16 protein-coding genes and 2 pseudogenes are annotated in these 13924 nt (G+C 58.7%); 9 read left to right on the top strand and 9 right to left on the bottom strand.

The features are described 5' to 3' along the window. Positions 1–303 precede the first annotated feature (303 nt). From QJT78_RS43080 to QJT78_RS43065, 4 genes and pseudogenes are all read left to right on the top strand, one after another. Positions 304–1014 (top strand): DUF72 domain-containing protein, encoded by a 711-nt coding sequence (locus QJT78_RS43080; protein WP_309248384.1) that lies wholly within the window; start codon positions 304–306, stop codon positions 1012–1014. A gap of 58 nt (positions 1015–1072) precedes the next feature. Continuing rightward, positions 1073–2578, top strand: coding sequence for an FAD-dependent oxidoreductase (locus QJT78_RS43075; RefSeq protein WP_028153857.1), 1506 nt, complete (start codon positions 1073–1075; stop codon positions 2576–2578). A 35-nt stretch (positions 2579–2613) separates the two neighbouring features. Beyond that, on the top strand, positions 2614–3645 hold the full coding sequence (locus QJT78_RS43070) for an ATP-dependent DNA ligase (protein WP_038945137.1): 1032 nt from the start codon (positions 2614–2616) through the stop codon (positions 3643–3645). A gap of 234 nt (positions 3646–3879) precedes the next feature. Further along, a pseudogene (locus QJT78_RS43065) lies at positions 3880–4067 on the top strand (hypothetical protein). A 243-nt stretch (positions 4068–4310) separates the two neighbouring features. Here the strand turns inward: QJT78_RS43065 and QJT78_RS43060 are convergent. From QJT78_RS43060 to QJT78_RS43045, 4 genes are all read right to left on the bottom strand, one after another. Further along, on the bottom strand, positions 4311–5174 hold the full coding sequence (locus QJT78_RS43060) for a transglutaminase family protein (protein ID WP_038945136.1): 864 nt from the start codon (positions 5172–5174) through the stop codon (positions 4311–4313). 96 nt (positions 5175–5270) lie between these two features. Next, positions 5271–5414 (bottom strand): PQ-loop domain-containing transporter, encoded by a 144-nt coding sequence (locus tag QJT78_RS43055; protein WP_240537787.1) that lies wholly within the window; start codon positions 5412–5414, stop codon positions 5271–5273. 133 nt (positions 5415–5547) lie between these two features. After that, the gene (locus tag QJT78_RS43050; protein WP_193375989.1) at positions 5548–5721 is read right to left on the bottom strand and encodes a hypothetical protein; all 174 of its coding nucleotides are present in this window, start codon (positions 5719–5721) and stop codon (positions 5548–5550) included. Between the two features lie 92 nt (positions 5722–5813). Next, the gene (locus QJT78_RS43045; protein WP_028154608.1) at positions 5814–6302 is read right to left on the bottom strand and encodes a ferritin-like domain-containing protein; all 489 of its coding nucleotides are present in this window, start codon (positions 6300–6302) and stop codon (positions 5814–5816) included. Between the two features lie 151 nt (positions 6303–6453). Here QJT78_RS43045 and QJT78_RS43040 point away from each other — a divergent pair, with 151 nt between their 5' ends. Next, entirely contained in the window at positions 6454–6657 is a 204-nt protein-coding gene (locus QJT78_RS43040) for a DUF2252 family protein (RefSeq protein WP_028154607.1), read from the top strand. A gap of 460 nt (positions 6658–7117) precedes the next feature. Here the strand turns inward: QJT78_RS43040 and QJT78_RS43035 are convergent, their stop codons facing one another. Both QJT78_RS43035 and QJT78_RS43030 read right to left on the bottom strand, forming a co-directional pair. After that, positions 7118–8104: a hypothetical protein gene (locus tag QJT78_RS43035; protein WP_309248383.1), complete on the bottom strand. Its 987-nt coding sequence runs from the start codon at positions 8102–8104 to the stop codon at positions 7118–7120. 309 nt (positions 8105–8413) lie between these two features. After that, a pseudogene (locus QJT78_RS43030) lies at positions 8414–9591 on the bottom strand (zinc-dependent alcohol dehydrogenase). Between the two features lie 124 nt (positions 9592–9715). Between QJT78_RS43030 and QJT78_RS43025 the strand changes: the two are divergent. From QJT78_RS43025 to QJT78_RS43010, 4 genes are all read left to right on the top strand, one after another. Then, positions 9716–10111 carry an SDR family NAD(P)-dependent oxidoreductase gene (locus tag QJT78_RS43025; RefSeq protein ID WP_281460613.1) on the top strand — a complete coding sequence of 132 codons (396 nt, stop codon included), beginning with the start codon at positions 9716–9718 and terminating at the stop codon, positions 10109–10111. Between the two features lie 118 nt (positions 10112–10229). Beyond that, complete coding sequence (locus tag QJT78_RS43020) at positions 10230–10358, top strand: hypothetical protein (protein WP_281460612.1); 129 nt, start codon at positions 10230–10232, stop codon at positions 10356–10358. Further along, complete coding sequence (locus tag QJT78_RS43015) at positions 10355–10489, top strand: hypothetical protein (RefSeq protein ID WP_281460611.1); 135 nt, start codon at positions 10355–10357, stop codon at positions 10487–10489. The genes QJT78_RS43020 and QJT78_RS43015 overlap by 4 nt, the downstream gene beginning before the upstream one ends. 23 nt (positions 10490–10512) lie before the next feature. Next, positions 10513–10815 (top strand): hypothetical protein, encoded by a 303-nt coding sequence (locus tag QJT78_RS43010; protein ID WP_028153932.1) that lies wholly within the window; start codon positions 10513–10515, stop codon positions 10813–10815. Positions 10816–11189: 374 nt separating this feature from the next. Here the strand turns inward: QJT78_RS43010 and QJT78_RS43005 are convergent, their stop codons facing one another. From QJT78_RS43005 to QJT78_RS42995, 3 genes are all read right to left on the bottom strand, one after another. After that, a complete protein-coding gene (locus tag QJT78_RS43005) occupies positions 11190–11396 on the bottom strand; it encodes a hypothetical protein (protein ID WP_157790259.1) in 207 nt (68 codons plus the stop codon). A 538-nt stretch (positions 11397–11934) separates the two neighbouring features. After that, entirely contained in the window at positions 11935–12264 is a 330-nt protein-coding gene (locus tag QJT78_RS43000) for a septal ring lytic transglycosylase RlpA family protein (RefSeq protein WP_063711519.1), read from the bottom strand. Then, complete coding sequence (locus QJT78_RS42995; RefSeq protein WP_038945134.1) at positions 12261–13397, bottom strand: YihY/virulence factor BrkB family protein; 1137 nt, start codon at positions 13395–13397, stop codon at positions 12261–12263. Before QJT78_RS42995 ends, QJT78_RS43000 begins: the two co-directional genes overlap by 4 nt. Positions 13398–13924: the final 527 nt, after the last annotated feature.

Genomic DNA, 13924 nt, shown 5'->3' with positions numbered 1-13924 from the left:
TACGCCCTCCCGACGCAACGACAAAACCGTAAAGCCCCGCGTTCAGCATAACCCGGCAGGAATCCACTTAAATCCAGCGGGGCGCTGTCCAAACAACCGGGGCCAGCTCTGTCGTTCGCAGATGGCACCACCGACGCGGATCGAATTGACGCCCGAGGAGCTCCGAGAACGCAGACGTCTGCGACGCGAAAAGCAGCGCGAGGACAATATCAAGCGTGCCGCAAAGATGCATGCTGCTCGCCTCAAGACAAAAACTGACCGTCCAAAGGATCCGCCGCGGCACAGGCAGTTTGTCCACGTCGGATGCTCCGGCTGGCGTTATTGGAAATGGGGGACTCATTCTATGCAGACGTGCCGCAAACCGAGTGGTTTAAACATTATTTAACGCGTTTCGACACTGTCGAAATCAATGCATCCTTTTACTCGTGGCCGACAGTCGCCGGTGTTCAATCCTGGCGGCGGCAGCCCGGGAGGAAGAAGTTCATCTACATTGTCAAAGTCTCCGAACTCATCACCCACGTGAAACGATTCAAAGCGACAAAGACGCTCGTCCGGGATTTTGGAATGATCGCCGACATTTTGGGTGACCGGATGGGCTGCTTTCTGTTTCAAATGCCGCCGAGCTATCGTTACACCAAGACCCGTCTCAATGACATTGTCAGCCAGCTGGATCCCGAGCGTCGCAACGTCGTGGAGTTTCGGCACGCGAGTTGGTGGAATGAAGAGGTCTATGAGGCTTTTCGTATCGCGGGGATTATCTTCTGCTCCTGCAGCGGGCCACGCTTCCCGGACGAACTCGTTCGGACGAGCGATGAACTCTACATCCGCCTGCACGGCCCAAAGCGATGGTATCGTCACGATTATTCCAAGAGCGAGCTGGAGATCTGGGCCAAAAGGATCAAGGCGAGCGGTGCGAAGCGGGCCTGGGTCTATTTCAACAATGACAACGACGCGCACGCTCCCAAGAACGCGACGACCTTCAGGCGCATGCTGGCCGTTGTACTCAAGGTCTGACACGTAGAATTGGAACTCTGCCTGACATGGGAACGTTCTCACGTGTTTGGAGAACATCATGACCAGCAAATCGCTCTGGATGGATATTGACGTCGCACCTGATGCGCGCGTGCTCGATGGCGCGCAGGAGTGCGACGTCGCCGTGATTGGTTCCGGGATCGCTGGGATATCAACGGCGTATGAGCTTTGCCAGCGCGGCAAGTCCGTCATTGTCATCGACCGCGGCCGCATTTGCGGTGGCATGACGTCGAGGACGTCGGCTCACCTTGCTCCTTTGTGCGACGATCTCGTCAGCGAAATGACGAAGATCAGGGGGCACGAGGCGACAAAGCTCTTTTGCGACAGCCAGGCGGCTGCCATCGACCGCATCGAGGAAATCCAGAAGATAGAGAAGATTGACTGCGACTTTCGCAGGCTTGACGGCTATCTCTTTCAGGGGCGGGACATGCCGTCCGATATCATCGACCAGGAAATGGATGCGGTCCGCGAGGTCGGAGCTCCCGTCCACCGGCTGATGGGCGTATCCCTCAAGGGGTGCGAGGGCCGCCACGTTCTGCGCTATCCCCGGCAAGCGACTTTTCATCCCCTCAAATATCTGGCCGGGGTGGCAAAGGCCTGCAGTGAGAATGGCGTGACCTTTTTCCGAGACAGTCCGGTCGACGAAGTGACTGAAGACAATGGTGTCGTGACGGTTAAAGCCGCGCGCGGCACCATTCGCGCCAAACATGCCGTTGTCGCAACCAACTCTTCGATCTCCGACCGCTTTGCCATCCACACGAAGACGGCTCCCTATCGGACCTATGTTATCACCTTCGAGATTAAGCGCGGTGCGATACCTGACGCGCTCTACTGGGACACTGAAGATCCTTACCATTATGTCCGCCTGCAGCCCGGTCCCGCCAATACCGACTATGTGCTGGTGGGAGGCGAAGATCACAAAAGCGGAGAGGCAGACGACGCTGATGAGCGTTTTGACAGACTGGAAGCCTGGGCCCGCAGCCTGGTTTCCGGCCTCGGCAAAGAGACGCATCGCTGGTCCGGGCAGGTGCTCGATACAATCGATTATGCCGGCTTCATCGGACGGGATTCCGGCGGCAAGAATATCTACGTCGCGATGGGCGATTCCGGGCAAGGCCTGACGCACGGTGTCGCCGGCGCGATGCTGAATACGAGCCTCGTTTTTGGTGAGGATCACCCCTGGAAAGACATCTACGAGCCGGGCCGGGTTCCTCTTAAGGCCGCGAAGAACTTTGTGACTGAGAACAGTACCGCACTTAAAAGCTTTGCCGAGTATGCGGCGCCTGGCGAGATTAACTCACTGGACGATCTCAAGCTTGGCAAAGGCGCGGTCGTGCGGCGTGGACTGAAAAAACTTGCAGCCTTTAGAGACGAGGCAGGTGCGCTGCACCTGAGGTTGGCGAGTTGCACGCATGTGGGTTGTCACCTGCATTGGAACAGCTTTGAGACGTGTTGGGACTGCCCCTGTCATGGATCGATGTTCGATGTCGACGGACAGCCAATCAACGCTCCTGCCATCGGGCCTCTCGCTCGTGTGGAAGACTGAGCGGCGTGAAAAAGCACCGCATCGCAATCGAGGCCATGGAAGCCCGTTCGGTCGACGCCATTCCGATCGGCGAGCTATGGCTGTACGAACCGAAGTGGGATGGCTTCCGTTGCCTTCTGGTGCGGGAGGGCGAGCAAGTCGACCTCCATTCGAAGTCCGGGCAGAACCTCAACCGGTACTTTCCCGAAGTCATGGCCGGCGCGCTTGCGGTCCGCGAAAAACACTTCGTCCTCGATGGCGAGATCGTCGTTCCGACCAGCGGTCAACTCTCATTCGATAATTTGTTGCAGCGCATTCACCCTGCTGCAAGCCGCGTGAAGAAATTGGCGGCAGAGAGCCCGGCCTTGTTCCTCGCGTTCGACCTCTTGCTGAAAGGCGGAAGCGATCTGGCGGGTGAGCCTCTCGCCAAGCGGCGACCACTTCTGGAGAATTTCGCCGCTCGTTTCTTCTCGAAGGCAAACCTGTTTCGCCTTTCGCCGGCCAGCTCGAAGCTGAGGGATGCCCAACGTTGGCTCGCGTCGGCGGGCGGTGGAAGCGATGGCGTCATCGCGAAGCGCCTCGACCTTCCATATCAGGCCGGCAATCGAGAGGGTATGCAAAAGATCAAGCGTTATCGTAGTGCGGACTGTGTCATCGGCGGCTTTCGCTACGGCGAAAACCGTCTGGCGGGCCGGCAGGTCGTCGGGTCGATTCTTCTCGGGCTCTACGATGACGACGGGTTGCTGCACCACGTTGGATTCTCGTCGGGGATCAAAGCAAAGGACAAGCCGGCTTTGACCGACAAGCTCGAAGCCGTCAAGCAAGCTCAGAGCTTTACAGGAAATGCCCCTGGCGGTCCCAGTCGCTGGTCGACGAAGCGATCGCCAGAATGGCAGCCGGTCAAGCCGAAATATGTGGTCGAAGTGTCCTACGATCATTTCACCGGCGGTCGCTTCCGTCACGGGACTTCGATCATCAGGTGGCGACCGGACAAAAAGCCTTCTCAATGCACGTTCGAACAGATTAGGCAAAGAGCCGATCGCACCCTCTTATCCAGGCTCGGGATTGGTGGACGTTTGTCTCGGTAAAGAGGTTGCGCACCGTTACTCCGGAATGAGCGGGCGCTACCGTTGGCATAATGCGCTCGCGAGCAGCCTGCGATCCGGCTTGTTGACGTTGTCGCCGGACATGTTTGGATTGCGAGCACTACGGCGGTCCGCCCCTTGGCGCAGTTCATCAGGGCGATCTCGCCTTGTCCTGGCTCTTATCGGTGATGAGAACGCCATTAGCGCTCCCGCCTTCCTCAGGAATGGAGCAGCGCTATGCAGCACCGTTGCCGTTTCAAGCAAATTATGTCCCTTGAGGAACGCCTTGCAGAAGAGGCAAGGCGTCTTCGTGAGAAGGCTCAGTCGCTTCCACCCGTATCGAACGGGAGCGCACAATCCGCAAGGCCAGGCAAGCCGAGACCGGCGCGTGGTTGAGGTCGCCCGGTCTGGCACCACCGGAATGATTGAATGTCGCGCCTACATCCTAGGCCCGGATGGCCATAGTTAGCGGCTTGTCGATCCCTTGAAGAGGCCAAGGAGCAGACCGAAAGGCTAGTGGACGACTATGACGTGCCATCTGAAACGCAGGATTTGCGATCTCAAAGCCAAAGAGTAAGGCGCTGCCATTTACTCTCCCGATACTGGACTCGGGGACGACCCATGCCGTGCACTCGACGTATCGATCGGTGGAATAATCCGGAGATGCGTTAGGCGGTGACCGAGACAGTCACGCGCATGCTCAAGAAGCCATCGCTTGGGCCAAAGAAGCTTCCTGATACGGGCATGCACTGGCTGATATCGCGGGCAACTGCGACGGGGATCAGATTTCGACCACCGACGCTGCGATTCGTCGGGTCGAAGGTGACCCAGCCCGCGCCTGGTAGGAACACCTCGGCCCAAGCATGGGTCGAGCCAGCATCGCCCGAACCTAGGAGCTGATGGCTCGGGTCGTGGAGGTAGCCGGAGACGAGCCGCGCGCCGAAGCCGAGCTTTCGCGCGGATTCGGCGAACAAGACTGCAAAGTCGCGGCACGATCCCCAGCCGCGGTCGAGTGACTCCTGGGGAGATTGCGTGCCCTCGATTTCACGGCTTTGGTACCGAACGCGCTGGGCGACTCCGGCGTTCAGGTCTTTGAGCAGTGAAAGCGTATCGGTTGGGTTGCTACGTATAAACCCTCTCGTCCAGTCTTGCAGTCGCCCGCCCGGATCAGGGTATTGGGCAATAGTTAATGCGCCGAGGTCGGTCCATTCTTCGTCGGAGTAGCGGAACGGGTATGAAAGGGCCGAGGCAGCGATATCGAATACCGGCCAATCGACTGCATCGAGAAGAATATCGGCTTCACTGCCAATAACGAGCGTCGGGGCTGTGTCTGCAAAGTTGATCAGGGCGACAGTGTTGCCAAACACATCCTGGGCCCACATGGTCACAGCGTCCGGCGTGATCGTCAAGATGTGTGACATCAGCCGCAATTCGCGGCTTTCGCGAGGGCGTAGCATTAGCCGGTGTGGAGAGAGATGTACTGCCTCTCTAAAACGATAGGTGGTCATATGGCGGATTCGTATCGCGGTCATCTCGGCCTCCGTTTGTCAGGCCCATGGATTCTACAGCGGCCTCGCGACCTGAGATCCCGTATCTTGCAGCAGAAAACGATGGCCGCGAGCGTGGCGCTAATCACGTTCGCGCCGACGATCATCCAATCGAATAACACCGTAGACGATCCAAAACCCGAGACCGAGGGTCAGCGCCCAGAGCATGAAGAGCGAGAGATCCTCCGTGGAGCCGCGTGGCCACGCCTCGCGGACCTGCGGCACATAGGAAGCAACGCGAGTAAGGCCGGTATGCCGCCTAGATAGCAATCAAACCGGGCCATCGAGGACGTTCGGGCGACCCACGACGTGCCAAGTGCCATGCATCCGATTAAATCATACGGCCAACTAGGTCCAACTAGGCGTTAGGCGCGGCCTTTGCGGGCTGCGTGCTACTCACCGGGTCAGAAGCCGGAAAGCTGTCTTTCAAACCTCTCTCAAGTTCATCGTCTTGCTTCTTATCGCGGCGCATTTCCTGCTTGGGATCGGCGGCGTGTCTGTCAGTCGGCGCCGGATTGAACTTTTCACTCATGTGATTGTCTTTCTAAATCGAAACGCAACGCTGCATTGAGAGCCGGGAAGGGCCGTCCGGAGGGCGGCGCATCCCGATCCTTACAGGGTGGTTCAGGCTGCTTCCGCGTTGACTGCCGTCTCAGCAAGCTTTGTCAGCGTATCGTCGGTCTTCTTCTCTTCGGCCAACGTCTGATCCAACAACTTGACCGCATCCTTCATACCAAGCTTCGTGGCCCAGCTCTTAAGCGTCCCGTACCTGGATATCTCATAGTGCTCGACCGCCTGAGCGGCAGCCAAGAGCCCGGCATCTAGTGCCGGCTCACCCTTGTACTCGTCCATGATCTCGGTGCCCTCATCGAGAATGCCTTCGATCGCGTCACACTTCTTTCCGCGCGCCGGCTTTTCGAGAAGCTCGAAGATCTGTTCGAGGCGAACGATTTGACCTTCGGTCTCATCGTGATGTTTTTCAAATGCCGCCCGAAGTTGATCGGAATTGGCGGCCTTCGCCATCTTCGGCAGAGCCTTATAGATCTGTTTTTCGGCGTAGTAGATATCCTTGAGCGTATCGAGGAAAAGCGCATTTAGATCTTTGTCGGCCATTGGAACGCTCCATAAGTAAAAGGATTGATGCACGGCAACATGAGGTTGAGGCGATTGTTCCTAGCCAAAAGCAGCCCGGCCAAGGCTTCAGCGAGCCGCCCTACGTCGCAAGGACTGCAAAGATGTTGACGATCGGGCCGCTTGCCCTCTGATGCGCAAGCGGGATGCGGGCTGGCGGGTTGTCGAAGGCGCTACGCATCTCTCGCCCATGCTCGGCAAACGGATGATTGCTACAAAGTTTGACGCCTTGTTCGTGCGCGAGCTGCTGCCACAAGACCTTAAGCTTGATACCGGCAGTCTCACGATCGACGAAGCGATGAAAGCAGCTAACTTTTCCTGCGAGCGTATTAGGTAAGGCTCATGGACGGAGATGGACGAGGCGATGCGACAGAGCTGGGCGCATTCGCTTGAGAAACATCGCACTAATTCGCTGGACGCGCCGACCTAGCTGTGGTCGAGCGTGGTGTCACTTATCGGGAGTCATGAGGTTGCATACCTCAAGCACTGCCGCCGCTATGCCAACGAATGAAGCTGACCGTAACGTGAGGGACAACTTGGCTGCTAGCACGGATGCACTTGGTACCTCTGCGCTCCGCTTCGCCCTGGAGGCAACAAGCCAATGCCCATTGAAGCGCCATCGAGAATCCCTTCCATCTCGGTCGCGGCACTTTCGCTTGTGGTGTTAGGAACCTCGCGCCAGTGAAGGTCATGCCGTAATATGTCCCAGCGGTCTTCCCGTGCAGGCTATTCCAGGATTGAAAGGCCGATATATAACTAGCCTGACCTTGACTGAGCATTGTCTCTAACGCTCAGGATCAGGAAACTGAATCAAGCCACCAGTCGCCGATCGCTCGCGTCAGATCGATCCAAAGGCTCGAGGGGAGATCGGGCACGGCGATGCGGACGCTGTAACGGTCGGTCGTCAGGTCGTGAAACCATTCGGTCGCGGCAAAATCAAAGCCGAAACTTCCAGCGTGACGGATGGGAAAGCCGACTTCGCTTAGCTCCTCGCTCATGGCTGCGGCCGCCTGCCGGGCTGCCGCTTCGTCGAGAGGTTCGCGAGATCCCAACGTGACGTATAGTCCGTGAACGGACTGCAACTGCGACGGCACGCCTCGCAGCCTCAAGGCGAAATGCCGGGAGGAGAAACGACCGTTACGAAGGATCGAGGCCATACGCCTTCTCGTCAGGTGACGGTAAGAGGATGTGCCTACGAATGGCGGAAAGTGCGCGGGTAAGGCTGCGTTGCCTAGGAGCCTTATGGCGTTGCGCGTTTCTGCCATAAGCTCTTCGAGGCATGAGGGAGGTATCCGCTGAGTCGCGAAATCGCTGCGGATTAACGTAATGGAACCTAGCCGCCCGTACTCCGCACCCAACGAATCCAACTTATTGTGACTCCGGACCAGGATCAGCGGAACGCCCTGGCGCCTCGACCACCTGACCACCTGCTCAATACGTCCCGAACTTGCGGTGAAACATGTTGTGTCGAAGATGATGAGGTCGAAATGCAGCTTTCCGCAATTGACGACATCGCCGAAATCGCGTGACGCGATGCATGAATCCAGCAACAGGACTCTGCGAGAGACATTGTCCGTCGAGAAACTCTCGATCGACCCGATTACCAAGTGCAATTGTTGCGCATAGCCGTCGATCAGTTCTAATGTTTCCCCGTAAGAGCCTGGCAGCGCAACGACCTCCCCACCTTTCATCGACTTGGAGAGTGCGAGGAGTAGCGAAGCAATCGCCCCCATTCCCGAAGCCGCGTAGAGTCGTTTGTCGAACGTGGCGCTTATCGAGCGCATAGAATGATGGTCCTTCTACGGCCAGGTCAGCGCGTTGATAGTCGTATCGAAACTTAAAGGGCCCGCTGAATGGACGCGCGCTGCCGGCCCATGCGGTCTCGGTGGCGTTCCACTCCTGCATCTCATGCGCGGCTCTGAGAGCTGCGGTTAGCTGAAATTTGCGACGAATGACGTCGTCGACCGAACCAGGACGATCCAGTGATAGCGGCGCAGCCAGGCAGCTGTTCAGAAGCGTCAGTTCTTCCAGCTTGCGATCGAAATACGCGTCTGTGCTCTCCATTATAATCCTGCTCGGATAGCCGACAGTCGTCAGGCTCCGAAAGTCTTCATCACAACTTTGATGCAACCGTCCTTCTTGTCCCGGAAGGTCTTGTAGAATTCCGGCCCTTCCTCGAGTGTTGCCCGATGGGTGATGACGAAGGATGGATCGATCTCGCCCTTCTGGATGCGCTCCATAAGCTTCGGCATGTAATGCTGGACGGGGGTCTAGCCATCCGGAAGGTGAGGCCGCGATTAATGGCGCTGCCCATAGGAATCTTGTCCAGATACCCGCCATAGACGCCGACGATCGAAACCGTGCCGAAATTTCGGCAGCACTCGATCGCCTGTCGAAGAACATGCGGCCTGCCCGTTCCCATGAAGGTCGCGACCTTGATCCGGTCGATCACAGAGCCGGTGCTGGCAGTGGATTCAGGCTCGGTGCCGACGGCGTCGATGCAAGCATCCGCGCCGCGCCCGCCGGTCAACTCCTGGATACGATCGTAGATGTCGTCGTTCCGGAAATCGAGCGTGATTGCACCCGATTGTCTGGCAAGTGCCAGCCGTTCAGGAACGGTGTCGATCGCTAGCACGCGTTCCGCCCCCAGCAGAAACGCGCTCTTGATAGCGAACTGCCCGACAGGACCACATCCCCAGACAGCCACTGTTTCGCCGCTCTTTATGTTGCAGAACTCGGCGGCCATGTAGCCGGTCGGAAAGATGTCCGACAGGAATAGCACCTGTTTATCGGTGAGACCTTCCGGGACCTTGTAAGGTCCGACATCGGAGTAGGGCACGCGCAGGTACTCCGCCTGACCGCCGGCAAAACCGCCGAGCATGTGCGAATAGCCGAACAAGCCGGCCGGAGAATGTCCCCACATCTTCTCGGCCATCTTGGCGTTGGGGTTGGACCGCTCGCATCCGGAGTAGAAGCCGTTCTTGCAGAAGAAGCATTCACCACAGGAGATCGTGAAGGGCACCACGACGCGGTCGCCGACCTTGAGCTTGGTATTGCCTTTGCCGACGTCGACGACCTCGCCCATCGTCTCGTGGCCCACCACGTCCCCTTCTTCCATGCTCGGCATGACGCCGTCGAGCAGATGCAGGTCCGAACCGCAGATCGCGCAGGCAGTCACCTTGATGATGGCGTCGCGTCTATGCTCGATCTTGGGATCCGGCACGGTCTCGCACCGGATGTCGCCTTTGCCGTGCCAGGTGAGAGCTTTCATGTAGGGAACTCCGAGCGAATGATGACGGCTAAGCTTGATTGCGTCTCGAAGTTCCTATCGGGTTAGGAACGGCGGCCGCCTAGCGCGATTGGAAAGGCAACTTCGGAGATAGCGGAGAGCCGAGATGGACAGGCAATTTGCAACCGTGACCCGCGCATCGACGGGGATCGGTTACGAGTTTGCGCGCATATGCGCGCGCGAAGGGTATGATCTTCTGATTGCCGCAGACGAGGTGGATAGTGAAAAGGCGGCAGCCGACCTGCGACGTGAGCCTGGCGCGGGGGTCGTCAAGGTTCTTCACCTCGACCTCGCCAAGCAGGAAGACATCCAAGTTCCAGGCTGCCATCAGGGCCGTCCGATCGACGTGCTCATGGCGATGCCGGGCGTGGACTTAGGCATGCGTTTCTCGATCAGGATCGCCCGCATTCGCGATGTCATCGACACGAATGCGACGGGACAGCTTGTCTGCTGCATAAGCTCGGAAACGACATGCGCCGGCGCAATCAGGGGCGCATTCTGATCGCGGGCTCGATTGCCGGCTTTACGCCCGGCAGCTTCTAGACCGTGTACAACGCGTCGAAGGTCTATTTGAATTGGCTGTCGTTTGCGCTGAGGAGCTTCGCGATACGGAAATCAGCGTGACCTGCCTCATGCCGGGCGCGACCGAGACCGAGTTTTTCAAGCGCGCCGACATGCTCGACACCAAGGTGGGCTCAGGGGAGAAAGACAATCCCGCCATGGTCGCGCCAGGGCTTTCGACGTCATGATGAAAGGCGAGGGCGATGTTGTCACCGGCCTCAAGAACAAGATCCAGTCTGCAGTAGCAAACGTGACGCCTGCGGAGACGCTCGCGAAACAGCATCGCAAAATGGCGGAACCCGGCTCCGCCAAGCACTAGCCGGCAAACAGGAGGAAATTGTCATGCTTACGAAATCAATGCTGCTTGGCGCCGTCTTGGTCGTCAGCTCAACTATCGCCTTCGGCGGCCCTTGCAATACAGCTAACCGCGATGCCGGCTCTGGGCCGGTCACGACGGGCCAAGCGGCTACGACCACGGGAACCGCCTCGCCTAGCGCCAAGGAGCATTCGCCAACTTCAGCCATGAACAAGGCGAGCGAGAACACCGCGACCTCGTCGCAGGACGCCCAGCGCCAGATGCAAAGCCAGCCGACGGCAGCTGAACAGTCGAAGGCGACTACCGGCACCCGCGACAACGATTGCTAGGCGGGAAAAACTCCTAGGTCGAGTGCGAGAGGTCGGTGTCACCGGCTTCTCGTACTTTGCTTCTAGGCGAGGAGGCAGGCCGCGTGACCCTTGGCCAACTTGGGATAATTGCGCGCAAGGCCGTCGCGAAAGGCAAGGGGAGTGGTGGCCAACGCTCGGCCGACAAATGCAGGTTGTCCATGGTGCACGCCCAGCCGACAATTCCCTTCAGCGTCTGTCAGCCTACGCCCGCAAGCGCTCAGAGATTGCGCGCATTAGTCTAGCGACGTGAGGTTCGCGGACGTAAAGGGTCGACCATCCAGGGCAAGCCGTATTGCACACTGCGCCCAGGGGCTTAAGCCGCCGCGCGGCACACGCTGCTCTGCCTCCACAACCTATCCCCGGCGAAAAATCTGACCGCGCTCGGCTGCCAGCGCGAGTTCGGCCCATTCGTCGGCAAGCTTCAGCCAAGCCTCTCGATCGCTCGGATTGAGACTGCGAGCGGCCTCGTCACGACACGCAGTCGCTTCTTTGTAAAATTGCTGTGCGGAAGAAGTCATCTGGGCATATTTTGAAGATTCCCCAGGCAGCTTGCCCTTCATGATCGACCCCAACGCGCGGCGAGACACGAGCAAAACGTGTGGGCGGACCCCGCGCGTTTAAGCCTCCAACACGATCCCGACAAGAGCGTTCCTAATAGGATGACGCAGACTTTCGACCGAGCTTGAGGAAGGAATCTCCGCGCTCGCCGTCCTCGTTTGGAGTTGCCGCTCGGCCTCATTCTCACGCGTGGAGAGTTGGCAGAGTCTGACGAGCGAACTCACTCTTAGTGTTGCAAATAGCAGGTAGCGTTTCGTAAAGCGAATAGCTTCGCCGATGTAACCTTTATCGCATCCATTGACCATGACGTCGCTTGAGAACCGCGTCGACTGGAGGCTGCCTCACCCCTGCTCCTTTCGAAGTCTTGACTTCAGCCCACGCTTTCACCAGCGTACACCTGTGCGGCCAATCGAGCTTGCTCGCCGCGGCTAGGCCCGCATCTAAGGAAAATAATCCGACCCGCCAAATTGAACTCGATGGTCGCGCCAACAATCCCGTGTGCCTGCGTGCCCGCGTGTTTGCGCAGGCAATGGACGACTGCTACAACACCTCAGCACGAACCTGAGCCACGCCGCGGTTCGTAATCCCCAAGCTGCGCGCGGCGGCGAGCGAGAGATCGAGGACGCGGCCACGGACCCATGGTCCGCGGTCGGTGATACGAACCACCACTGACTTATTCGTTTCAAGATCAATGACGCGGACTCTCGTGCCAAACGGCAGACGGCGGTGCGCCGCGGTTAGTGGATTCCGATCAAACGATGAACCGCTCGCTGTCTTGCCTTTAGTGGTTTGACGCGGCGTTTCAACAACGGCATGAATGTGCTCGTTGTCAGCCCAGGTGCGAAGCTTGAGCAAGTTCGTCATGTTCATGCGTCCTCGGCCGCACCTACCGTGTCCGCCATCCGCGCACCCCGAACGCCGAGGGGCTTAGGAGCTCCCGTCGTGGTGTCACGCGCGGTCTGATGCTCAATCTCGGCGTTGAGCTCGGCCCCCAGCAGGATGACTATTGCCGAAATCCAGAGCCAGGTCATGAAACCGACGACCGCCCCTAGAGAGCCGTAGGTCTGGTTGAAGGTGCCGAAGTTCGCGGCGTAGAAGGAGAATAGTGCGGAGGCCCCAAGCCAAAGGATGGTCGCGGCCGCGCTGCCCCAGGTGATCCACGTCCAGCGTGGCGCTTGGCGGCTTGGCCCGAAGCGGTAGATACAGGCGAGAGAGAGCGCGAGGACGACAAAGAGCGCCGGCCAGCGCCCAATCCGGACCAGGAGGTTGGCTGCGTTCGACAGGCCAATGTACTGCAGTACCACGGGAACGACGACGACCGCACCCAGCGCCGCTATAACAAACGCGATCCCGGCGGCGGTGAAGCCTAGGGACATCGCATTCAATTTTAGAAAGCCGCGCTTCTCCTGTTCGCCGTAGACTATGTTTAAGGTGTCAAACAGCGACTTCATAGCGGCGTTCGCGCTCCACAGCGAGATCCCCAGCCCGATCGCGAATGTGAAGCCCAGGGTCCGATCTCCCTTGGTGGCAACGCGCGTGAGTTGTTCGCGCGCCACGTCGACGGCACCGCCCGGGATGAAGCCGGACACGTCGTCGAGGTGCTTGGCGATGCTGCCTGGATCCGAAAACAACCCGTAGATGGCGACGAGAGCGGCCATCGCCGGAAAGATCGCGAGTATGCTGTAGTAGGTCATACCGGCGGCCAGCGCGAGAATGCGATGTTCGCCGATGTTGCCGTATACACGCCAAAGAATGTCTTTCCACCCTTTCGCCGGGATCTCCGACGGAGAAGTCGCGCTCCGGCCGCGACCGTCGCCTTCTGCCGCCAGGCCGGCAGCGGAGGTGTCCCGCTTCGCCTCCGCCTGCGGCGGATGGATTTCGTCCTCTAAAGGGGCAAAGCGCTCGACCAGGAATGCCGCGGCCAACAAGCCGAGCGCCGCGGCGATACTCCAACCACTATGGTCACCGCGACCGCGGGGCGTGCCATCGACAACATGTTTCATGAGCCTCTCCGCGAAAGTTAATCGGAGTGGTTGAAGGTAGTTCCTCGCGGCGACTTCGGAGGTTTCCGGCCTTAGCCCCCGGTTGGGGAAACATGCGCCACGCGCCTGAGCTGCGGCCTGAGGGGAGCCTATGCTCACCCGGTGGGGATACTCAGATGTCGGCGGCAAACCAACCGATGCGGAAGCCTTGACCGTTGTGCGGCGGGTCCAATGAACGCGCGCCTGACAGAACCCGGCGGGGGCGGGATCGGTACGTTTGTATGAACTGCTATGACTTAAGTCTGTTGGAGGATCCCATTAGGCGCTTTTGGGTCGAGGGTCTTCTCCGGCCGTTCGGCAAGTATGGAAGTAATCCGGCGCAGGGTTTGCTCTTGCTCGTCGATCCTACTCGCATCGGCCATGGTTTAGCATTCGGGCACTAGTACCCACTTTTCTTGGAACGTGAGTCGTGATTCAAGGTCGGGATGATACCCGAAGCAAGAGAAGTCCACCTTTCGAGGAAAGATCGCAAGGTGCTTGAGGCGTGC

The organism is Bradyrhizobium sp. Mp27 (assembly GCF_029953005.1).
GTDB classification, from domain to species: Bacteria; Pseudomonadota; Alphaproteobacteria; order Rhizobiales; family Xanthobacteraceae; genus Bradyrhizobium; species Bradyrhizobium barranii.
Note: the sequence above shows the minus strand (reverse complement) of the source record. Positions and strands in the feature narration are given on the sequence as shown.